The organism is Staphylococcus capitis subsp. capitis (genome assembly GCF_040739495.1).
GTDB classification, from domain to species: domain Bacteria; phylum Bacillota; class Bacilli; order Staphylococcales; family Staphylococcaceae; genus Staphylococcus; species Staphylococcus capitis.
Genome location: NZ_CP145263.1, coordinates 2,319,700 through 2,344,668 on the forward strand (window position 1 = coordinate 2,319,700; position 24,969 = coordinate 2,344,668).

At 32.7% G+C, this 24,969-nt stretch carries 23 protein-coding genes and 2 pseudogenes; 10 read left to right on the top strand and 15 right to left on the bottom strand.

The genetic code is table 11. From position 1 onward, the window contains the following. Nucleotides 1-9: 9 nt before the first annotated feature. Nucleotides 10-4,505 (bottom strand): annotated as a pseudogene (gene gltB, locus V6C74_RS11585) (glutamate synthase large subunit). Nucleotides 4,506-4,705: 200 nt separating this feature from the next. Between gltB and V6C74_RS11590 the strand changes: the two are divergent. The 3 genes from V6C74_RS11590 (at nt 4,706) to V6C74_RS11600 (ending at nt 7,638) form a co-directional block, all read left to right on the top strand. Next, nucleotides 4,706-5,587 carry a LysR family transcriptional regulator gene (locus V6C74_RS11590; protein WP_002454494.1) on the top strand — a complete coding sequence of 294 codons (882 nt, stop codon included), beginning with the start codon at nt 4,706-4,708 and terminating at the stop codon, nt 5,585-5,587. A 150-nt stretch (nt 5,588-5,737) separates the two neighbouring features. Next, complete coding sequence (locus tag V6C74_RS11595; RefSeq protein ID WP_002469651.1) at nt 5,738-6,850, top strand: YibE/F family protein; 1,113 nt, start codon at nt 5,738-5,740, stop codon at nt 6,848-6,850. Continuing rightward, on the top strand, nt 6,847-7,638 hold the full coding sequence (locus tag V6C74_RS11600) for a YibE/F family protein (RefSeq protein WP_002454492.1): 792 nt from the start codon (nt 6,847-6,849) through the stop codon (nt 7,636-7,638). Before V6C74_RS11595 ends, V6C74_RS11600 begins: the two co-directional genes overlap by 4 nt. Before the next feature lie 56 nt (nt 7,639-7,694). On the opposite strand, the gene V6C74_RS11605 is transcribed toward V6C74_RS11600, so the two are convergent. Both V6C74_RS11605 and V6C74_RS11610 read right to left on the bottom strand, forming a co-directional pair. After that, complete coding sequence (locus tag V6C74_RS11605; RefSeq protein WP_049389416.1) at nt 7,695-8,105, bottom strand: N-acetyltransferase; 411 nt, start codon at nt 8,103-8,105, stop codon at nt 7,695-7,697. Nucleotides 8,106-8,168: 63 nt separating this feature from the next. Next, complete coding sequence (locus V6C74_RS11610) at nt 8,169-8,564, bottom strand: NUDIX domain-containing protein (protein ID WP_016898384.1); 396 nt, start codon at nt 8,562-8,564, stop codon at nt 8,169-8,171. Between the two features lie 184 nt (nt 8,565-8,748). Between V6C74_RS11610 and V6C74_RS11615 the strand changes: the two genes are divergently transcribed. Together V6C74_RS11615 and V6C74_RS11620 are read left to right on the top strand one after the other, a co-directional pair. Then, complete coding sequence (locus tag V6C74_RS11615) at nt 8,749-9,018, top strand: hypothetical protein (protein ID WP_002434052.1); 270 nt, start codon at nt 8,749-8,751, stop codon at nt 9,016-9,018. Between the two features lie 182 nt (nt 9,019-9,200). Then, the gene (locus tag V6C74_RS11620) at nt 9,201-10,703 is read left to right on the top strand and encodes a glycosyltransferase (protein ID WP_016898385.1); all 1,503 of its coding nucleotides are present in this window, start codon (nt 9,201-9,203) and stop codon (nt 10,701-10,703) included. A 127-nt stretch (nt 10,704-10,830) separates the two neighbouring features. Here V6C74_RS11620 and V6C74_RS11625 read toward each other — a convergent pair whose 3' ends face one another. Next, a complete protein-coding gene (locus tag V6C74_RS11625; RefSeq protein ID WP_002454488.1) occupies nt 10,831-11,523 on the bottom strand; it encodes a YiiX/YebB-like N1pC/P60 family cysteine hydrolase in 693 nt (230 codons plus the stop codon). A 110-nt stretch (nt 11,524-11,633) separates the two neighbouring features. Here V6C74_RS11625 and V6C74_RS11630 point away from each other — a divergent pair, with 110 nt between their 5' ends. Together V6C74_RS11630 and V6C74_RS11635 are read left to right on the top strand one after the other, a co-directional pair. Then, nucleotides 11,634-12,002 carry a DUF3139 domain-containing protein gene (locus V6C74_RS11630; protein WP_002454487.1) on the top strand — a complete coding sequence of 123 codons (369 nt, stop codon included), beginning with the start codon at nt 11,634-11,636 and terminating at the stop codon, nt 12,000-12,002. 12 nt (nt 12,003-12,014) lie between these two features. Next, complete coding sequence (locus V6C74_RS11635; protein ID WP_002454486.1) at nt 12,015-12,389, top strand: DUF3139 domain-containing protein; 375 nt, start codon at nt 12,015-12,017, stop codon at nt 12,387-12,389. A 72-nt stretch (nt 12,390-12,461) separates the two neighbouring features. On the opposite strand, the gene V6C74_RS11640 is transcribed toward V6C74_RS11635, so the two are convergent. The 3 genes and pseudogenes from V6C74_RS11640 to V6C74_RS11650 all read right to left on the bottom strand — a co-directional run bounded on the left by V6C74_RS11640 (nt 12,462) and on the right by V6C74_RS11650 (nt 14,854). Continuing rightward, nucleotides 12,462-12,845, bottom strand: a complete 384-nt coding sequence (locus V6C74_RS11640; protein WP_002454485.1) for a DUF3139 domain-containing protein — start codon at nt 12,843-12,845, stop codon at nt 12,462-12,464. 617 nt (nt 12,846-13,462) lie between these two features. Beyond that, nucleotides 13,463-13,609 (bottom strand): annotated as a pseudogene (locus V6C74_RS11645) (IS3 family transposase); the annotation flags it as partial. A 243-nt stretch (nt 13,610-13,852) separates the two neighbouring features. Beyond that, on the bottom strand, nt 13,853-14,854 hold the full coding sequence (locus V6C74_RS11650; RefSeq protein WP_016898386.1) for a LysM peptidoglycan-binding domain-containing protein: 1,002 nt from the start codon (nt 14,852-14,854) through the stop codon (nt 13,853-13,855). A 521-nt stretch (nt 14,855-15,375) separates the two neighbouring features. Between V6C74_RS11650 and V6C74_RS11655 the strand changes: the two genes are divergently transcribed. Then, nucleotides 15,376-16,308 (top strand): alpha/beta fold hydrolase, encoded by a 933-nt coding sequence (locus V6C74_RS11655; protein WP_016898387.1) that lies wholly within the window; start codon nt 15,376-15,378, stop codon nt 16,306-16,308. A 98-nt stretch (nt 16,309-16,406) separates the two neighbouring features. On the opposite strand, the gene V6C74_RS11660 is transcribed toward V6C74_RS11655, so the two are convergent. Both V6C74_RS11660 and V6C74_RS11665 read right to left on the bottom strand, forming a co-directional pair. Continuing rightward, on the bottom strand, nt 16,407-17,552 hold the full coding sequence (locus V6C74_RS11660) for a bifunctional cystathionine gamma-lyase/homocysteine desulfhydrase (protein ID WP_103175457.1): 1,146 nt from the start codon (nt 17,550-17,552) through the stop codon (nt 16,407-16,409). After that, complete coding sequence (locus V6C74_RS11665; RefSeq protein ID WP_002454480.1) at nt 17,545-18,453, bottom strand: PLP-dependent cysteine synthase family protein; 909 nt, start codon at nt 18,451-18,453, stop codon at nt 17,545-17,547. Before V6C74_RS11665 ends, V6C74_RS11660 begins: the two co-directional genes overlap by 8 nt. A 336-nt stretch (nt 18,454-18,789) precedes the next feature. On the opposite strand from V6C74_RS11665, the gene V6C74_RS11670 reads away from it, so the two are divergent. Continuing rightward, the gene (locus tag V6C74_RS11670) at nt 18,790-19,329 is read left to right on the top strand and encodes a pentapeptide repeat-containing protein (RefSeq protein ID WP_002434461.1); all 540 of its coding nucleotides are present in this window, start codon (nt 18,790-18,792) and stop codon (nt 19,327-19,329) included. Nucleotides 19,330-19,408: 79 nt separating this feature from the next. Further along, on the top strand, nt 19,409-19,957 hold the full coding sequence (locus tag V6C74_RS11675; protein WP_002454479.1) for a hypothetical protein: 549 nt from the start codon (nt 19,409-19,411) through the stop codon (nt 19,955-19,957). A gap of 49 nt (nt 19,958-20,006) precedes the next feature. On the opposite strand, the gene V6C74_RS11680 is transcribed toward V6C74_RS11675, so the two are convergent. From V6C74_RS11680 to V6C74_RS11705, 6 genes are all read right to left on the bottom strand, one after another. After that, nucleotides 20,007-21,335 carry a sodium-dependent transporter gene (locus V6C74_RS11680; RefSeq protein WP_002454478.1) on the bottom strand — a complete coding sequence of 443 codons (1,329 nt, stop codon included), beginning with the start codon at nt 21,333-21,335 and terminating at the stop codon, nt 20,007-20,009. Between the two features lie 130 nt (nt 21,336-21,465). Then, nucleotides 21,466-21,714: a hypothetical protein gene (locus V6C74_RS11685; protein ID WP_002454477.1), complete on the bottom strand. Its 249-nt coding sequence runs from the start codon at nt 21,712-21,714 to the stop codon at nt 21,466-21,468. A gap of 33 nt (nt 21,715-21,747) precedes the next feature. Next, nucleotides 21,748-22,482, bottom strand: coding sequence for an alpha/beta fold hydrolase (locus tag V6C74_RS11690; protein ID WP_002454476.1), 735 nt, complete (start codon nt 22,480-22,482; stop codon nt 21,748-21,750). 134 nt (nt 22,483-22,616) lie between these two features. Further along, entirely contained in the window at nt 22,617-23,468 is an 852-nt protein-coding gene (locus tag V6C74_RS11695; RefSeq protein ID WP_016898390.1) for a patatin-like phospholipase family protein, read from the bottom strand. 24 nt (nt 23,469-23,492) lie between these two features. Further along, a complete protein-coding gene (locus V6C74_RS11700) occupies nt 23,493-24,170 on the bottom strand; it encodes a phosphatase PAP2 family protein (RefSeq protein WP_367141511.1) in 678 nt (225 codons plus the stop codon). A 69-nt stretch (nt 24,171-24,239) separates the two neighbouring features. Then, the gene (locus tag V6C74_RS11705; protein ID WP_016898391.1) at nt 24,240-24,923 is read right to left on the bottom strand and encodes a GNAT family protein; all 684 of its coding nucleotides are present in this window, start codon (nt 24,921-24,923) and stop codon (nt 24,240-24,242) included. Between the last annotated feature and the right edge of the window lie 46 nt (nt 24,924-24,969).

Genomic DNA, 24,969 nt, shown 5'->3' on the forward strand with positions numbered 1-24,969 from the left:
CCCACTTTTTTAATAAACTACTGCTGGTTGTAATTCTTCTTCAATACTTTTCCTATCATCATAAAATGCTGCGAGTGTCGCTTCATCTACTTGTTCTATTCGTCGTTTTTGTAAATCAATTTTTGCATCATCAATTTGTAATCTTTCGGTATGACTTTCACTACATATTGGCTTACATTTTCAAATTGATTCAAAATTTGTCGTGCTTTCGTACTACGTGTATGTTTATAATGCGCTTCAAGCATCTCTTTAATTAATGCTTTTTCCTCATCATAGCGAACCTCACTAAATTCAAGAGTTTCTAGTGCATTGACCTTTTTAAATTCTTCAATACTTGATGGGAAGATATAACTTACGCCGCCACTCATACCTTGGCCAAAGTTTTTACCAACATCTCCTAAAATAATGACATGTCCACCAGTCATGTACTCTAGTCCGTGGTCTCCAATACCTTCTACCACAACATCAGCGCCACTATTTCTAATACAAAAACGTTCTCCCGCCTTACCATTTATATAAGCTTTTCCTCTTGATGCTCCATAAAAACTTACATTACCTGCGATAATTTCTTGTTCTCGCTCTTCATTTGGCGCATTAACAATAACTGTTCCACCTGATAAACCTTTACCTACATAGTCATTCGCATCACCAGTATGATGAATCGTCAAACCGTGTGGCGCATAAGCAGCAAGACTTTGGCCGGCATGTCCTTCTGTATAAGCGAATATTGTATCCTCAGGGAGGCCTTTTTCTCCGTATTGACGTGCAATGGCACTACCTGTGATAACGCCTACATCTCTTTGTTCATTGTTGATCACATAACTTCCTGTGAATGAATGTCCATTTTGAATACTGTGCTTAGCATCTGGATATAGATAATTCAAATCAAAGCCGATATCTAAGTGATGATCTTGCATTATTTGTTTCGTATTAGGTCCTTCAGACTGTTCGATAAGATTCTCTATTTGAATTGCTGCAGCTTTGCTTCCAGAAGTTAACTTAGAAGAACGCTGTAGTAAATCTGTTCTACCTACTAACTCCTCTACTGCCTCTAGACCTAGAGAAGCTAAAATTTCTCGTAGTTCTTCAGCAATGAAATACATAAAGTTGACTACATGTTGCGCCTTACCTGTAAATAGCGCACGTAAATCTTTGTTTTGCGTAGCAACTCCTACTGGACATGTATCGTTGTGACATACACGCATCATGATACATCCCAATACAACAAGTGGGGCTGTCGCAAATCCAAACTCTTCCGCTCCAAGCGCACAAGCGTACGCTACATCTACTCCAGTGAGTAACTTACCATCTGTTTCTAACTTCACTCGACTACGTAAATGATTTAATTTCAATGTTTGATGTGTTTCCGCTAGTCCTATTTCCCAAGGAACTCCAGCATGTTGAATACTGGTCTTTGGTGAAGCCCCAGTACCTCCGTCATAACCACTAATGACTATCTTATCGGCGAATGCTTTAGCTACCCCTGAAGCGATGGTTCCTACGCCTGTTTTAGAAACTAATTTAACTGCAATATCCGCTTCTTTATTCGCATTTTTTAAATCGTGAATAAGTTGAGCTAAATCTTCTATAGAATAAATATCGTGATGTGGTGGAGGAGAAATCAATCCTATACCCGGTGTTGAACCTCTTGTTTCAGCTATCCACGGATAGACCTTTGACCCTGGTAATTGTCCACCTTCCCCTGGTTTAGCGCCTTGTGCTACTTTGATTTGAATCTCTCTTGCATGTTGGAGATAATCACTCGTTACACCAAATCGTCCGGACGCAACTTGTTTAATTGCGCTCGTCTTATTACTTCCATCCTTTTGCAATTCATATCGAGACGGATCTTCTCCGCCCTCTCCACTATTGCTTTTACCACCAATTTGATTCATCGCCTGTGCCAAAGTTTCATGCGCTTCAGCTGAAATTGAACCATAACTCATAGCACCAGTATTAAACCTTTTCACAATTTCACTTGCCGGCTCCACACGACTAATATCAATGGCTTTTTGTTTTTTAAACTCTAACAGATGACGTATGTGATCTGTACGTTTATCATTGACTGCCTCTGAAAATTCTTTAAACAGTTCATAATCATTTTCTCTACAAGCATGTTGTAGTAAAAAGATTGTACGAGGGTTAAATGCATGATGTTGACCTTGTTGTCTCCATTGAAATGTACTACCTGATTCTAAGTAATCTGTTGCATTACTTTGTCGCGCTTTATTCTCATTGTCGATTTGTTTAATACTTATTCCAGATATTTTTGACTGTGTTCCAGTAAAATAACGATCTATAACATCTTGAGATAATCCAACTGCTTCAAAAATCTGCGCCCCTTGATAACTTTGCACAGTTGAAATTCCCATTTTCGCCATAACTTTTATGACACCTTCTGATAATACGCGTGTATACGTTTCTACGTTCTCAATTACTGAACCAGATAACTGTCCTTGAAGTGTCAATTGTTCAATCGTACGTTGCGCAAGATAAGGTACGATTGCATTAGCACCATATCCAAGTAGACATGCCACATGATGTACCTCTCTAGTTTCACCTGTTAGAGTTACAAGACTTGTCTCCATTCGCAATCCTTCACGTATCAGTAACTGATGAACATGACTAAGAGCAAGTAACATTGGCATCGCATAACCTTCCTGTGAGACAAGTGTTTGATCATCTAGCACAATGATCTTAGCACCTGATTTTACTGCTTCAACTGCTTGTTCTCCAAGTGAGTTTAATGCACTTTCAAGCTCCCCTGTATACATCGTTGATAGATGGGTTACATTGAAGCAACTTGAGTCTATGGAAGCAAGTTGTGCCTCAGTAATAACAGGTTTCTTCAATTGAATACGTTGTAGCGCTGTCTCATCAGGATGAAGTAAATTACCTTCTCCACCTAAATATGACATTTCACTCGTTACAATCTTCTCTCGATAAGCGTCGATAGGAGGGTTAGTGACTTGCGCAAATAATTGTTTAAAATAATTAAATAATGATTCTGGCTTATCATTAAGAACAGCAATTGGTGCGTCATACCCCATCGCTCCAATAGGATCCTTTTTACTACTAACTAAATCAACCATGTATTTATTTATATCTTCTTTAGTATAGGCAAATTGCTTTTGCAAACGAAATAACGTATGTTCATCCCAATCAGACGGCTCATAATCTATTCGATCAAAGCGATCATCAATTTTAAATGTTTCTAACCATTGTTGATAAGGTAATTCGCTAGCTATATCTGCCTTTAAGTCATTGTTTTCGACTACTTTATTTTGTAAAAAGTCGACGAGTAACAATTTGCCTGGATTAAGTTGTCCTTTAAAAGCGACATTCTCTTCCGGCACATCAACTACACCAACTTCAGAAGAAAATACAATAAAGTTATCTTTAGTAATCGTATAGCGGCCTGGACGTAAACCATTTCTATCTGTAAGCGCACCAATTTTATCGCCGTTACAAAATGAAATCATTGTTGGGCCATCCCATGGTTCCATTAGATAGCTATAATATTCATAAAAAGCACGCACATTTTTGTCATTAGCTTTGTTATATAACCAAGGTTCTGGAATCAATAACATTGCTGCTTTTTCAGGTTCCATAGCCAATGAAAGAAACTCAAGCGCATTATCCACAATAGCTGAATCACTTCCATCTTCATCTACAATGAAATGAACTTTATCTTTTTCATCTCCAAATAACGTCTCAACCAATTTATTTTGGCGTGCTCTCATCCAATTCACATTACCTTTAATTGTATTAATCTCACCATTATGCATGAGCATCCGGTTAGGATGTGCACGTTTCCAGCTGGGAAAAGTATTTGTGCTAAATCTTGAATGCACTAATCCTAATTTAGATTGAAACGTTTCATTCTGAAGATCTAAATATAATTCTTTGATTTGATCAGAGCGTAACCAACCTTTATAAACAATTGTCCTCTTGGATAAACTTGTGAAATATAACTCCAGTGATTGCTCTTCTCCATATCTCTCAATCTGTTTTCTCGCTAAAAATAATTGTTTTTCAACATGTTCAACGCCTCTAATATCTACAAAGACTTGTTGAATGTAAGGCATTGTATCAGCAACATGTTTAGCAATTGCATTAGTATTTACAGGGACATCTCGATAACCAATAACTTTGAAACCTTCATTTTCGAAATATGAGTTAAAAATGGGTTCATGAATTGAATCTTTAATTTTTTCTTTAGAAAAAAATAATCCCACAGCATAGTTACCTTCGCCGAGAATATTAATTTCATCTAATTGATCAAAAAACTTAAATGGAATTTCAGTCATTATGCCCGCACCATCACCAGTGATACCGTCAGCACCAACGCCACCTCGATGATCTAACCGACGTAACATTTCTAAAGATTTTTCAATAATATCATGAGACCTCTTATTATCCATATTGGCATAAAATCCAATACCACACGCATCATGCTCTTCACGATAATCATATAAACCTTTTTTTAATTTCTCATTGTACATGATGCACACTCCTCTTATTAGAATTTTCTGACAATTTTAGTTTGATAATAATTACTATAATATAATATATTTATCTGTTCAATATATAAATTAGATATAACTCATCTAAAAAATAGAACAATTACTCAAATTATTGCTATAATACACTTACACTATTTTAAATTTTAGAATTTTTCGTCAATTAATAAGGAGTGGCTATTGTGGAGATTAAACAACTTAAATACTTTGTAGAAGTGGCACGTCGTGAGCATATATCAGATGCAGCTTTAGAATTAAACATTGCGCAGTCAGCGGTAAGTCGTCAAATCACACAACTTGAGAAAGAGTTGAACGTAACCCTTTTTAAAAGAAGTGGTAGGAATATCATCCTCACCTCCGAGGGAAAGAAACTCATGTCTCAAGCTACTCAAATTCTCAAACAAATGGACCACACGATTCAATTATTTAAACAGCAAGCTTCTACAGATCAACGGACGATTTATATTGGTTATGAAGAAGGCGACATTTCACAAATGATGTTGCCACTAGTGCAATCCTTTGAACAACAAAGTGAGAGTATTATAACGCCGCAACTCTTGAAACATAATCACATTGTAGATCGAGTAAATTCGGGCCAACTCGATATAGGGCTTATTGAAATGACTAAGGATATAACAACACAGACAGAACTTCATGTCACACCTTTATTCGAAGAGAAATATCATATGTATACGCCTAAAGACCATCCCATTACTTTGACAACTCAACCCCTTTTAACTCAACTTGAAAATGAATCACTATACTGTCTCATGCCTTTCGCCAACTCAATAAAAAAGAAACTCGAACAATTAATTAAAGCAAATGTGTATTCATTATCGAACAAACAACTTGCTCAGTATCTCGTGCGTCAAAATAAAGGATTTATTATTAGCAATGAAAATATTCATCTTAACGAAAGCGAAGATTGGGTCCAAATCCCTCTTTCACATACTGAATTAAAAAGAACAATATGCGCCATCACAAAATATGATAATAAGAAAAAAGATATAGATTTAGTATGGCATTATATTCATACTATGATTAATCAAACGGCTCAATTTTAGTTGAATACATCGTTAATCACACTCGCTTTATTTATAAAATCCGACGAATCATTCAATTAACTCATTTTGTAAATTTTTGTAATCATTGATTAATGGGCGTATAATCACTATGTCAATTTAATACACTAAATTGAGAATTGAGGTTCAAATATGCAGTTCAAATCTTTTTTTAAACAGCCTTTCAGTTGGATGATTATAATTTTTTGTTGCATCTTTCTTGGCTTATTTATATTTACGTTTTTTAACGATAAATTTTACAATATGCCGATAGGGAAAATTACAAATGTACATCCTATTCACACTGAAAAAATTACGGATGAACAACACAATAAAGATATTAAATATAAAGAAAAACTCACTTTAGAAATTTTGAATGGTAAATTTAAAGGTCAAACAGCAACGATTGACCACCAATATGTAAAATCTCAAGCGGACTCGGAGTCATTTTCCAAAAATGACAAAGTGTTATTACATATTTCTAAGAAACCTAGTGATGCCAATATTATAGAGAAAAAACGTGATGGTTTGGTTGTGGCAATAACAGGAATCTTCCTACTCACAGTACTCATCGTTGGTAAAAAAGTTGGCTTACAATCAATATTATCTCTAATCATCAATACGATTGCCGTCATAGGGGCAATCTATATACACAATCAAAATGGGCAAATCAACTTATTCCTATTAATGACAATCGCGATTATTGTCTCGACAACGTTAACCCTATTACTTGTAACTGGGTGGCACATGCGTACACTCGTCACAATAGTAAGTACACTCATTGGTACATTTCTTTGCGTGGGAATTACAGAATTAGTGATTAAAATGACAGGTGGTAACGGGATTAAGTATGAAACAATGACCTTCCTTACACTACCTCCTAAAGACGTCTTTCTCGCTTCCGTCTTAATTGGAACGCTCGGAGCTATTATGGACGTAGCCATTACGATTTCAAGTGGAATGTATGAAATTCTTCAACGTACTCCAAATATAACAATGAGGCGTTGGGCGCTTGCGGGACGTCACATCGGCCAAGACATTATGGGTACAATGACCAATATTTTACTTTTTTCTTACCTGTCTGGAAGTTTACCAATGTTTCTAATTTATTTGAAAAATGCTAATACAATCACTTACACCATTTCAATGAATTGGTCATTAGAAGTTGCTAGAGCCATGACAGGTGGCATAGGCATTGTGTTAACAATTCCCATTACCATTGCATTAATGGAAGTATTGCTAAAATTGAGAGGTGCTAAACAATGAGTGCGATAACAATTTTAGGCTTATTACTCTTGGTGCTAATGATAATTTTCGGAAGAAAAAAAGGTCTCATCTCTTTCTTCACACTATTTTTAAACTTCATCATACTTATTATTAGTATCATTTTAATAATTTTTGGTGTACCGATTTACTTAGTAACTTTTATCTTCTGCATAGTTATTGCTGCTGTGAACTTATTCGTGTTAAATAGTTATAACGTTAAAACACAAGCAGCATTTATCGGTACAATAATTACGACACTCATATTGATACTAGTTATTTTCCTATCGGTTAAGGTAGGTCATCTTCAAGGGTTTGCGACAGAACAACAAGATGAAACATATGTGTATTCAATGAATATTGGTATTGATATGATACAGTTTATGGTTTTTACAATCGTTTTGGCTGTTATAGCCGCTGTAATAGATTTAGCCATTACAATTAGCTCACCAATGTATGAATTAAGCGAGACCAATCCGGAACTAAATCAAAGACAACTATTCACTTCTGGCATGCGAGTAGGTAGAGAAATTTTAGCTACTTCTGCCAATACTATTTATTTAGCATATTTTGGGGGTCAATTAACTTTATTTTTCTGGTTCTTTAAATTACATTATTCTTTTGGACATATTATTAATTCTAAAATTTTCGCTCAAGAATTTGTGTCGATATTACTGGGAGGCATTGCAGTTGCACTTAGTATTCCAATAACTGCATGGGTAACTGCTTTGATGATTAAAAATAAAAAACGTAAAAATTCTACTCAATCACAACAGCTTAAGAATGATTAATATATTTAAAGACCCCATTGCCTTATCCTCTTAGCATTGGGGTCTTATTATTATGATTAAATTTTTAGCGACATCACGTAAACAGGTCGCCCTATTAATTCACTATCATGTGTGTGGCAATAACCAGCTTGCTCATATAAATTGATTGCTTTCTCATTATCTGTATTTACTGCTAATGTAATTTCATTAATGCGTGGATAATGTTGTTTAATATATGCAGGCAATATTTCAAGGGTCCTCTTGCCTATGCCTTGTCCTCTATAACGTTGATCAACACTAAATGATCTAAAGAAAATAGCCTTTGGATTATCAGTAAATGGTTTAGGCCCATTTCCTTCGTGTAAAGTGAAAAACGCGATACACGACTCATTATTCATAACTAACGTAGGATGTCTATCACTATCTTGATTAGCCGATTTGATGTTTTCAACTGGTGATTTCGTAAATTTATAGTCACTTTCTAGAATTTCTAAGTTTTCGACTTACTCAAATAATTCCGGTTCATATGCTTTTAAATACACATTTTTCACCTAGCCTTTAGCTTTTTTAGAAAATTGGTCTATCCAAGTCAATACGGCAGGTGCTATGTTCTCTGAATCATTGATATTAAACCATCTAATATCAGTAATTTCATTGTCAGTAGTTATACTGGACCAATCAATAGCTTTTGTCGTTTTAAATCCGTTTAATTCAGTAAGCGTATCTGGTTGAGGATATGCCTTTCCAACAACGGTACCTATAAATTCTAAATCAGTTTCAGCCAAATCGAGGCGTAACTCTTCTTTAAGTTCTCGTTGTAACGCCTCAACATAGCTTTCACCTTCATCGATTTTACCACCCGGGAAATAATATTTGTCTCTATTACGAACTTGAACGAGTAAAATTTGATTTTCTTTCTCTTCAACTAAACAAACACATTTAATCATTAGAATAAACACCCTACCCTATTCTTTATTACTTCAAAAAGCTTTTTATATTTAGTATTATGTTATCATAAATTAAATGATGAAGTGATTGAGTTCAAAATGAATAATTTTGAGCATAATAATATATCAATCATTTATGAGCGTATGCTTTTCATGCAAAGATATCATTCGGAGGGAATTTTTTATGGCAAAACAAACTGGCGCTGTACGTTTATCTAACTTATTTAACATGGCAGGTTTCATCGTCGACGGTTATAATGGAATACGTCACGATGCTAAAAATAAACAAATGGTATATTTATCATTAGGTCTAAGTGCTATTGGTACAATCATCGATTTTTATGTATCTATTAAGTCACCATCAAAATTACGTAAATTAGGTGCGCTTACTTCATTCGCGATAAACGGTTTACGCTTATTTACTAGTTTCCGTAAAGTTAAAAATGAATATTAAAGATTATGATTGAGAAAGGAAGACGAAACGTTATTCATTCTTAAAGAATGTACTAATTGTTTCGTCTTTTTTTATTCGATTTTCTTGTAATTTTTATAAAAATCTTTAACATGTGTGATAATTAATTTTTGATAGTATTCTAATGCAACAGTATGAAGGTAACTACTAAAGGAGACATTTACATGCTTTACACTGTCACAACAACACTTCCTATTTCTCACGGTGGAAGAACCCAAGCTCTTTTAAGACGTATCAAACTTATAGATGAAGAATTTAACTTACCTACTAAAATTCTTACCACGAACTATTATGGCAACTACCCAAGTGTCTACAAACGTTTTTTAAAAGAAAATAAAATTACTAAAAGTATAGAGTTTGAAAATATGTATGAATGGTTGTCTAATTTCAAACTTTATAAGGTTCCCAAAACTTTTATTACTAAAAATCCTAAATACGTTAAAACTAAACATAAAATTAAAGGTCTAAAATATGAATTAGGCAAAGACCAAAGCGAGGTTCATTACTATAATAAGAAGTCATATGTACGTTTTCGCAAATATTATGGCCAATCTGATGTTCTTCAATATGAAGACTATATCTCGCCTTCAACTGGTTTAAAGTATGAGCGACATGAATATAATTTATATGGCTTACTTCACAGAAAAATTTTCTATGTAAATAACTCATCAATAAGACACAGTGATGAATTAATAGATGCTGAAGGTACCATGTATTGTAAAAGATATTTTAATAATAATGCGAAAAATAAAATTAACTGCGTCGAGTTATACGAAAATGGCAAAGTTATTAAAACTTTTAAAAATGATAAAGTACTTGCGCAATATTACTTTCAATCGCGTTTTAAAGACAACGATGTGGTGTTTAGTGATGCAAGATTTTTAGATGCACCATTAATTAAACAAACACATCAGACTAAAAATATCTTAGTCTTTCATAGTTCGCATTTAAAAGAGGGTAAAACTAAAAAATCTTATAAATATGCTTTAGAACATAGCAATAACGTGGATAAATATATAGTACTTACGCATCAACAAATGAAAGATATTCAAGAGATGTATCCTATTGAAAATGAACGCTTTGAACTCATACCTCATTTTATAGAACTCAATCATAGAAAAGGTGAAAATGAAGTTATACAAGAAGATCGTTTCATTTATATCGGTAGATTTAGTAGTGAAAAACAAATGGATCATTTAATTAAGGCTTATGATAAGTTTGTTAAAAGTGGTCATCAAACAAAATTACATTTATTTGGTAGGGATGAAGATAATCAATTACCTATGATGAGAAGCTTGATTGCTGAGTACCATCTTGAAGATATGGTTAAAATTTCAAAATATACAAAAAAGCCTTTAGTAGAATTTGAAAAATCGAAAGCTTCTATATTAACAAGTAAGTATGAAGGTTTTGGATTGACTATTATGGAGAGTATTGAAATGGGTTGCCCTGTTCTATCATATGACGTTCGATATGGACCTAACGAAATTATCAATCATGGAGAAAATGGTTATTTAATAGAGGAAAATCACATAGAGCAATTAGCTCTACGAATGATAGACATTGTGGAACATCCATTAAGAAATGTAAGAAATCAAGAGAAATTAACATATTCTTCAGCAGTAAAGAATTATCATCACTTACTAAGAAATCTCAATTTAATTTAAACATCTAAACACAGTAAAGCTGACGAGGATGATGTGCACCCCAAAAGTTGGACTAAAAATCTAACTTAATAGGGTGCACATCATAGTCGCTTGCTTTTTTTATTTTAGATTATATGATTGCTTAATTTTAGAAAAATGTTTTAACCTTTTTAGTTCCTTTAATATTTTTAGGAAGATTATATGGGTTAAAGTAGTGATAAACACCTGTTGAATTTACAGATTTTTTACCTGCACCGAAATAATAAGATTGCCAAACAAGCTTTGAGCAATATGTGTGATGTGTATCATTTATATTAGAATTTAAAGAATATTTAATACTTTTTCTTTTCTTACCTGCTTGTTTTAATGCCCAATTAACAGCTTTATTTCTTTTTTTCTTACTAGTTCGATAAACTTTCACCCAAAATTTATCATGACGTTTAGCTCTTTTTTTATGTATAAATTTTTTATAAGAGTTTCTCGCTGGATGATGACCATACCCTCTAATTTCTACAATATGACCTTTTCCAGTATATAATGCTGCATGACCTGGAATACCTAGTTTTGCATAAGAAGCATTATTGGTTATTAAAATATCTCCACGTCTTGACTTAAACTTTTTCTTTTTTGAAAATATTTGATATCGTTCTGTTTTCATTTCTTGTTGAGCTTCTTGCTCCATTTGATGTTTAGCACGATAGTTTTCTTCTTGGAACTTTTTCCACTGATTATAAGTAGTAGATCCATCAATTAAATTATTCTTTCTTAAATTATCATATTGTTGTCGAAAGTCATGTGGTTGATTTTTATTCTCTTGTGCGTGAGATTGCATAGGTAACATAATAATTATTACTGATGCAATTAAACAAATTTATTTAACTCCTTTATGATAAAATATTTTACATATAGACATTATCATAAAAAATTATTAAAAAGAGGAATTATACAAAAATGAAGAAAATCTTAAAAATATTAATAACTTCTATTATTGTTATAATTATTGCCTTAACAGTTTGGACTTTTAGTGTGATTACTTATCAGAAACATAAGAGTGAGGAAATTATAGATTACGTTATAGAACGTAAGGGTTGGGATAAAAAAATAAAAAATGAAAAAATGAGTTTTAATATTATAATGGGTTATGCTGAAAAAGATATTGTTTTTAAAGATCAACCTCATAATGAATATGAGTATAACGTGACGCCATCACCAGCACCATGGACAGATGACAAAGAATATAAGGTGTGGGGGGAAACAGATTTACAAAAGAAAGACTCCTATTATAAATATCTTTTAGACGAAGAACCTTACAGAAAATAGGAGAGATTAAAAATGAGAAAAATAATAATACTAGGTGTTTTCTTAGTTATTATATTAATTGTCGTATTTTATTTTTTAAGATTCAGTTATATATCATACAAAGAAATTGATTTAGCTATTCAACAACATCATTTTCAAAATAAAATCCAAAATGAAGAAAAGCATTATGATATTAAGCAATACGGTTATTTTAAAGAAGTGAAATATAAAGATGAGCCTCACTATAAATATACTTATCAAACAATAAAGCGACCTGGATTTAAAGACTTTATTAATCCTAATTATGAATACAAAACAAATAATGTTAAAACATTGGTTGAAGATGAAAAGACTGGAAAAGATTTAACGCATTCCCAAAAAGCTAAGCATCAAATTGATAATGAATGATATAGCAATAAAAAAAGGATACTCATAGAGTATCCTTTTTCTTAAACTACCGATAAAGTTTTCAATTCTTTCTTATTTTAAATCATATTTTTCCTCAAAGTGTTTTTTATCGTTGCTATATTTAGCATATTTTTCCTTTAAAAAGGCGTCTCCAGTTATTTTACCATTATCATCAATATCATATTGATATGTATTATACGGCTCATCTTTAAAAGTAACTTCTAAATAGTTATCTCCAGTATTCAATGTAAAAACAGCTTCCTCTGTTTTTATTTTGTCTTCCCATCCTTTTTTCTTAAAGACACGGTGAACTTTTGCTTTGGTTTTAGCTTCTTCATGATTTTGGTAATTAAAATAAATATGCTTACCTAAAATAAAAATTAATATAGGTACAACAATTAAAGCAATAAGAATAATTATTGGAATAATATAATTCACTGTATATTCTTTTTTCATATTTAATCTCCTTAACTAAGTATTTTTATTTCATTAATATTTTGTAAAATTTAAAGAAATAATACAATTTTATGATATGTTTTTTAATGAAACATAGTCAAGTTAAGGGAAAAATTAAGGAAGCACCTGGATATACAAAATCAGTAAGAGAAAGAAAATTTTCTACCTGGAAAAAACGACCTTAAAAAAGAAAAAAGGACATGCTAAACATCGTTATATCAAATCAAAACCAGTTCGGATATATACAAGAAGTTAAAATGTTCAAGATATTAAATGTATAAAATACAAAAGGCACAAACGCCGTTATAACAGCGTTTGTGCCTTTTCTTCGTTCTTATCATTTATGCAGATTTTATACAGTCCCTTAACCACTCGTTTTCATAAATTTTCATGAAGACGCATTTTTTAATTTTATGCAATGGCTCGAACAACGTAACAAAAAATAAGGCGACATAGCCAACATTAAAAGAACCCCCAATGTATTGCAGTAAATCAGGGGTTCGGTGCTTTGATGCACTTAATATTTGTTAGTATCAGTATATCTTGCATGTTGCTTTTTGCAAATGTTTTTCTCCTCGTTGTTTAGTGAGTGGATTTTTCGGCAAAGCGAATAAACTATTATATAAATCCATAAAAGGCGATAAATATAATTTAGTGCCATCAGATAATTTAAGTTCTGTGATATCAGTTATTATTTTTTGAAATGGTCGATCTGTATTAAAACGACGGTTTAATAAATTGTTTGATACTTTGCCAATTGTTCCTTATATTGATTAACCCATCTTCTTACCATTGATTCACTAGACAGATTATATTTTCTGCTAACCTTAAATAACCTATCTTACCTTGTAAATATTCTTGAACTATTTTTAATTTGATTTCATATTTGTAATGTTCACCCATAAAAAATGCACCCCATAAAGTTAGATTTTTTAGTCCAACTTTAGGGGTGCATATCAAGATGAGTGACCTCGTCAGCTTAATTTATTGTTTAAATGATATATCACTTAGTGAATAAATTTATAATTTCTAACTTGATATGAAGGGATAGTTCTATAAGTCATGTAACCTGGTGCTGCACTCCAGTTCATTTCAGAGACTAAAATACTACCATCACTATTCACGCGTTCAACAAAGGCTACATGACCGTAGTAACCAGCGTCAGTTTGAGCAATTGAACCTACTGTCGGATTATAATCAATAGAATAACCATCTGCAGCTGCTGCGTTGTCCCAATTATTTGCATTCCACCAATATGTGCTGATACCTTTTCCGATTTCAGAACGACGGTTAAACACGTGCCAAGTACATTGACCCCATGTATATAAGTTTTGGTGGTAGAAAACTGGCGTATAATAGCCACCACTTGAAGTTGATTTACTAGTAGATGAACTACTTGAACCTCCACCTGGCACTTTTAATTTTTGACCTGGATAGATAAAGAAATTAGAAAGTCCATTTAATTGCATGATTTTTTGATATGAAGTACCGTACTTACTTGCAATTAATGATAAAGAGTCACCATATTGAACAGTGTACGTAGATGTACGACCTGAGCTACTTGAAGTCGCTTTTTTAGAGCCACTTGTAGATTTAGACGTTGATACTGATCCAGAAACCTTTAACTTCTGACCAGGTACAATTAAGAAGTTATTTAAACCATTTAACTTCATAATATTTTTATAAGTAGTTCCGTATTTAGCTGCAATAGATGATAATGAGTCTCCCGCTTTTACAGTGTACACTGAACCACTATTAGATGATGTCTTAGATTTTGACGCGCTAGATGATGATCCTGATACTTTAAGTACTTGATTAGGGAAAATTAAGTTTGAAGTTAGGCCATTAAGTGATTTTAATTTAGCAATTGAAATACCGTATTTATGAGAAATTGACCAAACTGATTCTCCACTTTTTACTGTATGTGTCGTTGCTGCATGTGCTTGCGTAGTTGCTAAAGCACTAATTGCTGTTGTTCCGATAAGGGCAGTAATATATTTTTTTTGCACTTGAAATCCTCCTCTACTTGTCTTTTTTTATCCCCGAATTTTTTAATACAAGCACATTATACTCTTTAATTATGTATAGGATGTGTGTTTTAGATGACATTATGATTACAAAATATTATTTCATTTAAAAAATAGTACTCCAGACAAATATCATTTTGCCTATCTAAACTAATACAATTTATCATAAATTACAATGACAATTTTATTACGAATTCACTAATGACAACTACACAGTATTACCCTCACAACTGAATACAATTTTCATTCTATTTAAAAAGTAATATCAAAAGATAAACGAATTAAGTAGAACATTCAATAAAAACAAAGATATTTACATAACTTTCATAATGCCTAAAGTAAGAATATACTGCCGACAAAATGATATTTTGTCGCCAGTGTTAGTAATCATTCTTTTCGCCCTCTTAAATATCTTGAATTTTAAGCAGATTAATTCATCATACTTATGCTTTTTAATATACTCAGAATCACCTCATTTCTATAAAGAAAGGAAGGAAGAGATTATGAGTTTAAGTGAATTTAAAATACCAACTTCAACGTCAATATTGTCAATGAAGCCTATTGTACTACCCGCTTCTTACAGAGGAATAGATATACAGCTAAAGGTCTCTTTCCCTAATAAAGGTCATCACCTTCCTATTATATTGTTAGCACATGGGTTTGGTTCTTCTATGGAGGGCTACGGACCCTTAGCTGATTTTTACGCGAGCCATGGTTTCATAGTTATTCAACCAACTTTTCTAGATTCAAGAACGATAAATTTAGATAAAGATGATAAAAGACAATCAGAACTCTGGAGATATAGAGTGCAAGATATGAAAAATATCATCGATCATTTAGACCAAATCACTATAGAAATTCCAACATTACATCAACGAATTGATAAAGATAATATTGCAGTAGTGGGTCATTCATTCGGAGGTCAGACTGCCGGCAATCTACTTGGTCTACAAGTCTTTGATCCATTAACAAATTCTTATACCGATTACCTAGATTCAAGAGTGAAAGGCGGTGTACTGTTAGCAACTGCAGGTGAAGGGGGAGATAAATTAACTCAATTCGCCAAAGATAACTTCCCATTCCTTAATCCGACATTTAAACACATGTCCAAACCTGCTCTTATTATTGCTGGGGATAAGGATGATTCTCCATTAACACAGTTAGGGCCTGAATGGATGGAAGAACCTTACTATTTAAGTCCCGGTAAAAAATCATTGCTTAAATTATATGATGCCGAACATTCTCTTGGCGGCATAGCTGGATATGAAGTGAAAGAAACCACAGATGAAAATCCAGAACGAGTATCATTAGTACAGTATATTACTTGGGCATATTTACGTTCATTATTGGATATTGAACACGATAGTTGGAATCATGCTCAATCCGTTTTAGATGATAAAAATGCAATGGGAATCATTCAATCTAAAATGCATTAAAATTACAACTACACTACTCTAAAAAATTGTTTTATAAAAATAAAAAAACGGTAATGTTTATTCGTCTAAATAAACATTGCCGTTTCTTTAATGATTAACTAATTTAATGTGTCTAATGCATGATTTAAATCATTCACAAGATCATCTGTATCTTCAATACCAATTGATAATCGAATTAAGCCATCAGTAATACCTTCTTTTGCGCGGACATCCGCTGGTATAGAAGCATGTGTCATTAATGCTGGTACTGAAATAAGACTTTCAACTGCACCTAAACTTTCAGCTAAAGTGAAATATTTTGTAGCATGAATCACTTGTTTAGCCGCTTCAGTGTCTTTCACTTCAAATGCAATAACACCAGTGTGTCCACTTGCTTGAGATTGGTGAATATCATGATTCAAATGACCTTCTATACTTGGATGGAAAACTTGTTGAACTGACGAGTGGTCTTGCAACATTTTAACAATACCTTCAACATTGCGATTGATTTGTTCCATACGTAAACCAAGTGTTTTAATAACTCTTACTAATAAATAACTATCTTGAGGTCCAAGAACGCCACCTGTTGAATTAGAAATAAAACCTAAACGCTCACCCAATTCATCATCAGCAGTTGCTACTAAACCAGCGACCACATCACTATGTCCACCAATATATTTAGTTGCCGAGTGTAAAACGATATCAATTCCGAAATCTAGAGGATTTTGATAATAAGGTGTCATAAATGTATTATCAACCACTGAAATAAGATTGTGTTTTTTAGCAATTTCAGCTGATGCTTTTATATCAGTTACACGTAATAATGGATTTGATGGTGTTTCAATGTATAACATTTTAGTTTCTGGCTTAATGTATTTTTCAACATTTTCAATATGCGTTGTATCTACAAAATCAACTTCTACACCAAATCGTGTAAATACTTTAGTTAATGCACGATATGTTCCTCCATAGACATCAGAGTTTAAAATTAAATGATCACCTTTATCTAACAACATTATAACTGCACTAATCGCAGCCATGCCTGAACCAAACGCGAACCCATGCTTACCATGTTCTAAATCCGCAATAATACTCTCTAGTGACGCACGTGTTGGATTAGCTGTACGTGAATATTCATACCCTTGTCTTAAATCACCGATATCATCTTGTAAATACGTACTCGTTTGATAAATTGGCGTTGTTACTGCTCCAGTATAATCGTCAGTTGTATGTCCACCATGAATCATTTGCGTTTTTTTATTCATTGTCATTACTCTCCTTATAATTGAAAATTTGTTTCGACATATAACGGTCACTACCATCAGGGAATATCGTTACGATTACGCCTTTTTTTATGTGTTTTTTTAATTCTAAGGCACCTTGCAATGCAGCACCAGATGAACTTCCTACTAGTAATCCCTCTTTATTAGCGATGAGTTTGACGTTATTAAAGGCATCCTTATCTGAAATAGTAAATATGCCATCCACTAAATCTCTATCTAAGAATGTAGGCCACTTTTCAGAACCTATGCCCTCTGTCGCATGCGCGTGTATTGGACCTCCATTCAAAATAGATCCTTGAGGCTCAACTATATAATTCTTAACTCCCAGTGTTGTCATATGTTTCGCAACATCAGTAAATGTACCGCCTGAACCTACACCTGCTACGAAATAATCAATATGGTCTAATTGATGAGTGATCTGTTTGGCTAAGGTATTCGTATATGCACCAGGATTGTCTTCAGTACCAAATTGATTCATATACAACGCATTGTATTTTTTAGCATAAGACTTCGCTTCTTCTTGCGCCCCGATCATACCGTCAACTTTTGGTGTTCGCCTAACATCTGCACCTAACGCTTTCATAATTGAGATCTTCTCCTCTGAAAAGCCCTCCGGTGCAAAAATAACGCATTTGACTCTGAAACGGTTCGCAGCTATGGCAAGTCCTATACCAGTGTTTCCAGCTGTCGCCTCAACAATTGTGCCACCTTCTTTGAGACGCCCATCCTCAATTGCCGTTTCAACTAAATATTTTCCTAGACGATCCTTTACACTGCCTCCAGGGTTGAATTGCTCTAGTTTCGCATATATTTTTACATTTTCATCACTAAAACTTTCCAATAACACCAGTGGTGTCTGCCCAATTAAATCATAAGCTATCATATTCCATCTTGTCCGATTAACGCTCTACACGTCTCACGAACGTAACCTACTTTCTAATTTATGTTTTTTAAATTCTTACTTATCAGGTATGAATTATAAACGAAACCTTCCCTTTTTGCAATTTTCGAAAATGAAGAACACATACTAAGCGAAGAAATCAAAATACTTTTGCGAAATATAAAATCCTTAGAAATTAATTAAAAGTCAATCATATGTGATTATATGTGCAACATGTTATCATTAAAGTGAATAGAGCTAAGTTAAAGATATATATACACATCTAAATATATGAATCCAAAATTGAGAGAAATTATAAACTAAAGGAGATAACAAATTATGACGAAACGTGACTTGTCCTTATCAGTATTTACGAAAGAAAATTTTAAAAATCTACGTTATACATCGTCTAATTTTAGAAATTCAATGTATGATGAATTAGAAGTTAATAAAAGTCGTTTTAAAAACTGCAACTTTAATGAAGGTATTTTTAAAAATATAAAAGCCATTTCTAATAGTAAGTTCACTACATGTGGTTTTAATAATTGCATCTTTGAGAGTGTCCATTTTTATAAGAATCAATATAAAGACACAACGTTTGTGAATACATCATTTGATGAAACTGTTCTTAATAACATGGTCTTCCAAGATATCTTGTTCGACGAAAATCTCGCTCGTAATGTTAAAATGACGGATACTACATTCAAAAACGTTAACTTTAAAAATGTTGAAGTTGATAATGCTTCATTTGAAAATGTTAAATTCAAAAATTGTGCGTTCGATAATGTAGTCATTAAAAATGCTACAATGTCTCAAAAACTTATAAATGAATTACAAAAGCAACACGTCGAATTAGAGAATGTTCAACCTTCAAAGTAGATTTAATATAATTATGTTTAAGATAGGTCTAAGCTAGGTAAATTAAACCTAAATTAAGACTTTTTGAGGAGGCCTTTATATGAATGTCACTGGCCATTATGAAGAATTTGATAAAAGTAATTTAAATAAAGAAGATTTAACATCTTTTGATAAAATTAAGCAAAATATAGAGAAGATTAAACAACTTAATGATTTAAACTCGGAAGATAGTAAAAAGCTTGAACAACAAATCCAAAAAGATTTAAATGATTGGAAAGAATATTTAAAAGATGAGTTTAGACCTGATAACGAACCAGAAAAAGAACGTTTATCCAATATTAATGATAAGGTTAAAAGCGATTTAGATGCAGCTTTTAATTATAAAAATGGCGCTAAAGTAATGAGTTTATTAGAACCTGCTTATCAACGTAGTAAACGTGACTTACCTTATGGTAGAGCGCTCATCATTTATAGCGATAGTAGCATTGTAGAAAATGCTAAAACGTTCTTCGAGTCTAATGAAGAAAATGAAAAATTAGCACATTTTATTTTAGATAAAAATATTGAATTAAGCGAAGAAATTATGTCTGATGATTTTGTAGAGTTACTTAAACTAGATAAAGCATATCTTGAAGCATACTTTAACTAAAAAATAAGGGATCGTTACCAATGAATTATTTTTCTGGTAACGATCCCTTTTATACTAATTGAACGATAAAGACTAATATAATCACCACTGGCATTACAAATTTAATTAAATAATACCAAGGTAAGAATAATTTGAACTTGTCTTTACCAAAGCTCTCTTGTAATAACTTTTTATCTAATAATTGACCTACAACTAATGTAGTACCTAAAGCACCTATTGGCATTAGAATGTTTGAAACAATAAAATCCATGTTATCGAAGATGGTGCCCGCACCTATTTTCACACCACTTAAACTACTAAATGAAAGGGTAGCCGGAATGCTAATCACAAATACTAATATACTGCCGATGAATGCTACTGGTTTACGTTTGCGATTATCATTTTTAGTAAAGTTAGAAACATTTAACTCTAATAATGAAATAGAAGATGTCAATGCTGCAAATAAAAACAATACTAAAAAGATAAAGTAGAAAATCGCTCCAAAGTGCATTTGATTAAATACTAAAGGTAAAACTTTAAATAATAAACCAGGACCTTCTTGAGGTTGGTAACCAAATGCTTTTAAAGCTGGGAAAATGGCTAAACCTGCTAAGATAGACACTAGAATATTCATAACTACTATTGAAATTGCTGAAGATTTAATAGTCATTTCTTTTGGTGCGTAGCTGGCATAAGTAATCATTCCTGTTGTACCAAGTGATAAAGTAAAGAAAGATTGTCCTAATGCAAAGAGCACACCTTCCATAGAGACATCATGAAGTCTTGGTTGTAAAATATAGCGCACGCCCTCTAGCGCACCGTCTAAAGTTAAAGATTTTACTACAATAATTAATAAAAAGATAAATAATAATGGCATCATAATTTTAGATGCTTTTTCCAAACCTTTTTCAACACCGAGCATAACAATAATCATCGTTAGAAAAATAAATATCCCTTGTCCGAGTACTGTTAGCCAAGGATTACTAATAACTTCTTCAAATTTGATACTAGTTAGAGAAATGGGCTTGAATGATAGTGCTTGTACAATAACATTGCCCATATAGATGATGATCCAACCACCTATAACACTATAAAATCCAAATAATATTAATACGGCTAAATTCCCGTTCCATCCAATGAGATTTAACCATTTCTTACCAGTTAATTTACTATAAATTTGAGTCGTATATGTACGCCCCATCTTGCCTACAGTAAATTCCATTATGAGTAACGGAAGTCCTACAAAAATAGTGAAAATCAAAAACATTAATAAGAATGCGCCACCACCGTATATTCCGGCCATGTATGGGAATTTCCACATTGCGCCTAAGCCAATTGCAGAACCTGCGCTAGCTAGGATAAAACCGGTAGATGTCTTCCACTGCGATTGGTTGCTCATTTTACCAACTCCCTTTAAAGCGCTAAAGTGTTTTTGTGCTTAAATACCACTGTATCACGAGTTGATTTTAAGTGCAATGTACCTATATATTGTCAGAATAATTAGATTTAACATTTTTGAATTTTAACTTTTACTCTTCATCTAATCCATAAACAATATTTTGCCCCTCAGATACTTCCTCAATATCTAAACTCTCGATATGATTTACATTAATGTAATGAATAATATCTTTTTTAATATATAGATACGGGAGTTCATCAAACTCATCTATAATACGTCTCACACAAGTGTCATAGTCGGGACCATTTTCAAAAGTTTTAAATTCTGTATAAGTTTTACCTGAAATAGTTGTATAAGTAAGTAAGAATGTGCGTTTCATAAACTATTAGTCTCCTTTAATATTTTATAGCTCTTACTCGTTATCGTTAAAAAATTCAACAATAGCTTGCTCTAATGCTTCTCGGCCCTCTCCATATGTCATTAAATGACCGCTTCTTTCAAAAGAATTCAATTCTTTATCCTCACTAGCAATATGGTCAAAAATAAATTGCGCACTATGGGAATACGCCTTATCATCTTGCTCGCCATACATTACCTTAGCTGGAATTGTAATTCTATCAAGATGAGACATGATATCATCAATGGCATTTTGAAAAACCTCAATTTGTTTATTATACTTTTGAATATTTTCCAATTGATCAAAGCTTTCTGCGTCATCGAAGTTTAAAATTTGATTCATTCTTCGCCCGTAAGTTTCAAGTCTTTTAGCAATACCACTCTCACCTTTTTTATGAGGTGCTGACATGACAGCTATTCGCTCTAAATCAAATTGCTCAGCTAGCTTAAGCGTAAACAATCCTCCTAAAGAAACACCTGTAGCATAGATATGTTGATAACCTTCGTCCTCTAAGAAGTGATAGGCATCTTTAACTTCATTCCACCAATCATTAATATTAAATTGTGTAAATTGATCTAATGGTAAACCATGACCTGGATAGTTTGGCACATAACAGGTAAAACCTTGGTCATTTAAAGTTGTCGCTAAGTGCTTGACGTCGCGCACTGTACCTGTAAAAGAGTGTAATAAGAGAATCGCTTGGTCACGATTTCCCTTTAAATAAATTGGTTGAGGTGCTTTAATCTTCATTTCTTAATGTCACTCCTAATATAATTACGTTTTCTCAATTTTAGACGGCTCGCATGATACAGATAGACTGTATCATTTAAAAATACATTATTACTGAGCTATTCTATTTATTTTAACAAATGGATGATGATTATCTATGACATCCATACATGATGATGTTGTTTGATTTCTTCAGCTATTGATATGCCCTGCTCATAACCAGCATGTCCAATATTAATTAAATTATCAGGACTATAAATGTTCTCACCAATAGCTTTTTGACTATCATTATTTGGTGTGACAGTAATTACATTACTATTTTTATTTAATTTATTTGCATCATCGTTTACACTAGGTAGATTTCCATAACCATCAGCTAGCGGGGCTATGATAATGATATTTTTAAAATCTTTAGCTACCATTGCATTTGCTGGAGAAGTCATTCCTCCATCAATCCAATCTTGATTTAATAGGCGTATATGAGGCCATAAACCTGGTACAGCACCACTTGCTGCTACCGCTTCTTCTAACGGTATGTTGCTCTCTTTATTGAAAGTGGCTAGCTGTCCAGATTTGGCATTAATAGCGGTTATAAAAAGATTACCTGTCCAATCCACATTACCTAAGCGCTGACGGACTGCATGCATACGTTGGTTTAATGGCATTTTAGATGGATGCGTATAAACAATATCTCCAAGCATTTGACCTACTTTAATTGGATCATCTTTGCCTACAACAAATGCATTTTGCCAAAGACGATATAAATCCGAATTTAATGAACCTCTATCATTCGAACTAATTTGAGATGGTAATTCTAAATAATAGGATTTCATATCCACTTGATTTGCTAATATAGCACCAATAAATGAACCAGCTGATGTCCCAATAATCGCATCGGCACTAGATACATTTATATCATTTTCAATTAATCCTGCTAGAACACCTGCTTCCCATGCCATTCCTGTGATTCCACCACCGCCTAGTACAAGTGCTTTATCATTTCCCATATTATCTAAACTCCTTATATCACTCTAGTTTTTCTTATTATTCCGTAAAGTAAACAAAGGGTAAGCCATTATAAATAGTAATACCCATACAACTGCTAATGTTCCACCGCCAATAACATCAGTGAGATAGTGTGCATGAAAATATAATCTGCAAAACAAAATGCTTATCCAGATTATGCTTGTCACAATAATAATAATGATTCGAATCACTTTTACTTTTATAACAGGTACAATTGTAAGCATAATCACTAAAAAGAGTAAGGTACTCGCATTAGAGTGACCACTAGGAAAGGACCATCCAGAAACAATAGCTAAATGACTATATGGACGCTGTCTTTCCACAGTTTGCTTAATAAGATAATTAATCCATGTACCTGTAGTCATTAATAATAATACCCATATCGCTTGATGTTTATTTTTGAAAATAAACAAACATATAACGACTATTGATGCTAATTTAAGAACGGTACTTACATCGCCAACTGTAGCACAAAAAGTCATATATAAATTTAAAATATCACCTTCATATACTCTTGATGGATGACCAAAGCATTGTGTAAACCACTCTAAAGATGATTTATCTATAACTTTGAGTAAGTGACAGTTTGTCATTACACCATACATCATAAAACTAAAAATAATAAGCAACATGATAAGCAAAGGAATTGTTACTTTTATTAAATTCAACCTTTCAATCTTCATTTAAACACCTATTTCTCTTAGTTGTGATAGAAGATAAATCATATTCTTGTTCTTCTTAAAACTAACTTTTTATAACTTATTAACTTGATTGCCTTTTTCATCAAAATTTTGAGGTTTTAGCCAAATTTCATATCTCTTTTTTATTTGAGGCCACTCTTTATCTACCATAGAAAACCATGCAGTATCACGATTTCTATTTTTATAAATAACTGCCTGTCTAAACACACCTTCAAAGGTAAATCCTAAGCGTTGTGCAGCTTTTTTAGAAGGCTCATTCAAATGATCACATTTCCATTCATATCTCCGATAACCTAAATCTTCAAAGACATATTGTGCTAATAAAAATTGGATTTCAGTAGCAACTCTTGTACGTTTTAACTGATTAGAATAATGTACATTACCTATCTCAATTGAGCCATGATTTTGATTTATCCTCATTAGTGAGACATAGCCTAATGCACGTTGCTGGTTGCGATCGATAATTGCGTAAAATACTGAGTACTCCTTGTGTATTAAACGTTGGATGTACTTATTAAATTCCTCTTTGTGTAGAATTGGATTCTCAAATAAATATGTCCAACTAGGCCGACTATCTTCCTTACCTAAAACTTGAAACAAATCGTCAATATGAGATTCATTTAATTTAACTAATGAACTATACCTTCCGTCTAATTGTTCTTTTTTAGGAAATTGGAATTGATAATTATGAGATACTTCATCCCCTATAGGCTGATTAAATTGATTTACTCTCATTGAATACGCCTCACTTTAACCACAAATTCACTTGCTAAATGATTTA

Coding starts and splice junctions, on each gene's coding strand:
- V6C74_RS11655 (WP_016898387.1), top strand. CDS start 15,376: ATGAGTTTAAGTGAATTTAAAATACCAACTTCAACGTCAATATTGTCA.
- V6C74_RS11630 (WP_002454487.1), top strand. CDS start 11,634: ATGAAGAAAATCTTAAAAATATTAATAACTTCTATTATTGTTATAATT.
- V6C74_RS11665 (WP_002454480.1), bottom strand. CDS start 18,453: ATGATAGCTTATGATTTAATTGGGCAGACACCACTGGTGTTATTGGAA.
- V6C74_RS11615 (WP_002434052.1), top strand. CDS start 8,749: ATGGCAAAACAAACTGGCGCTGTACGTTTATCTAACTTATTTAACATG.
- V6C74_RS11610 (WP_016898384.1), bottom strand. CDS start 8,564: ATGATTAAATGTGTTTGTTTAGTTGAAGAGAAAGAAAATCAAATTTTA.
- V6C74_RS11635 (WP_002454486.1), top strand. CDS start 12,015: ATGAGAAAAATAATAATACTAGGTGTTTTCTTAGTTATTATATTAATT.
- V6C74_RS11625 (WP_002454488.1), bottom strand. CDS start 11,523: ATGTTACCTATGCAATCTCACGCACAAGAGAATAAAAATCAACCACAT.
- V6C74_RS11695 (WP_016898390.1), bottom strand. CDS start 23,468: ATGGGAAATGATAAAGCACTTGTACTAGGCGGTGGTGGAATCACAGGA.
- V6C74_RS11690 (WP_002454476.1), bottom strand. CDS start 22,482: ATGAAGATTAAAGCACCTCAACCAATTTATTTAAAGGGAAATCGTGAC.
- V6C74_RS11670 (WP_002434461.1), top strand. CDS start 18,790: ATGACGAAACGTGACTTGTCCTTATCAGTATTTACGAAAGAAAATTTT.
- V6C74_RS11675 (WP_002454479.1), top strand. CDS start 19,409: ATGAATGTCACTGGCCATTATGAAGAATTTGATAAAAGTAATTTAAAT.
- V6C74_RS11600 (WP_002454492.1), top strand. CDS start 6,847: ATGAGTGCGATAACAATTTTAGGCTTATTACTCTTGGTGCTAATGATA.
- V6C74_RS11700 (WP_367141511.1), bottom strand. CDS start 24,170: ATGAAGATTGAAAGGTTGAATTTAATAAAAGTAACAATTCCTTTGCTT.
- V6C74_RS11660 (WP_103175457.1), bottom strand. CDS start 17,552: ATGAATAAAAAAACGCAAATGATTCATGGTGGACATACAACTGACGAT.
- V6C74_RS11680 (WP_002454478.1), bottom strand. CDS start 21,335: ATGAGCAACCAATCGCAGTGGAAGACATCTACCGGTTTTATCCTAGCT.
- V6C74_RS11620 (WP_016898385.1), top strand. CDS start 9,201: ATGCTTTACACTGTCACAACAACACTTCCTATTTCTCACGGTGGAAGA.
- V6C74_RS11595 (WP_002469651.1), top strand. CDS start 5,738: ATGCAGTTCAAATCTTTTTTTAAACAGCCTTTCAGTTGGATGATTATA.
- V6C74_RS11705 (WP_016898391.1), bottom strand. CDS start 24,923: ATGAGAGTAAATCAATTTAATCAGCCTATAGGGGATGAAGTATCTCAT.
- V6C74_RS11685 (WP_002454477.1), bottom strand. CDS start 21,714: ATGAAACGCACATTCTTACTTACTTATACAACTATTTCAGGTAAAACT.
- V6C74_RS11640 (WP_002454485.1), bottom strand. CDS start 12,845: ATGAAAAAAGAATATACAGTGAATTATATTATTCCAATAATTATTCTT.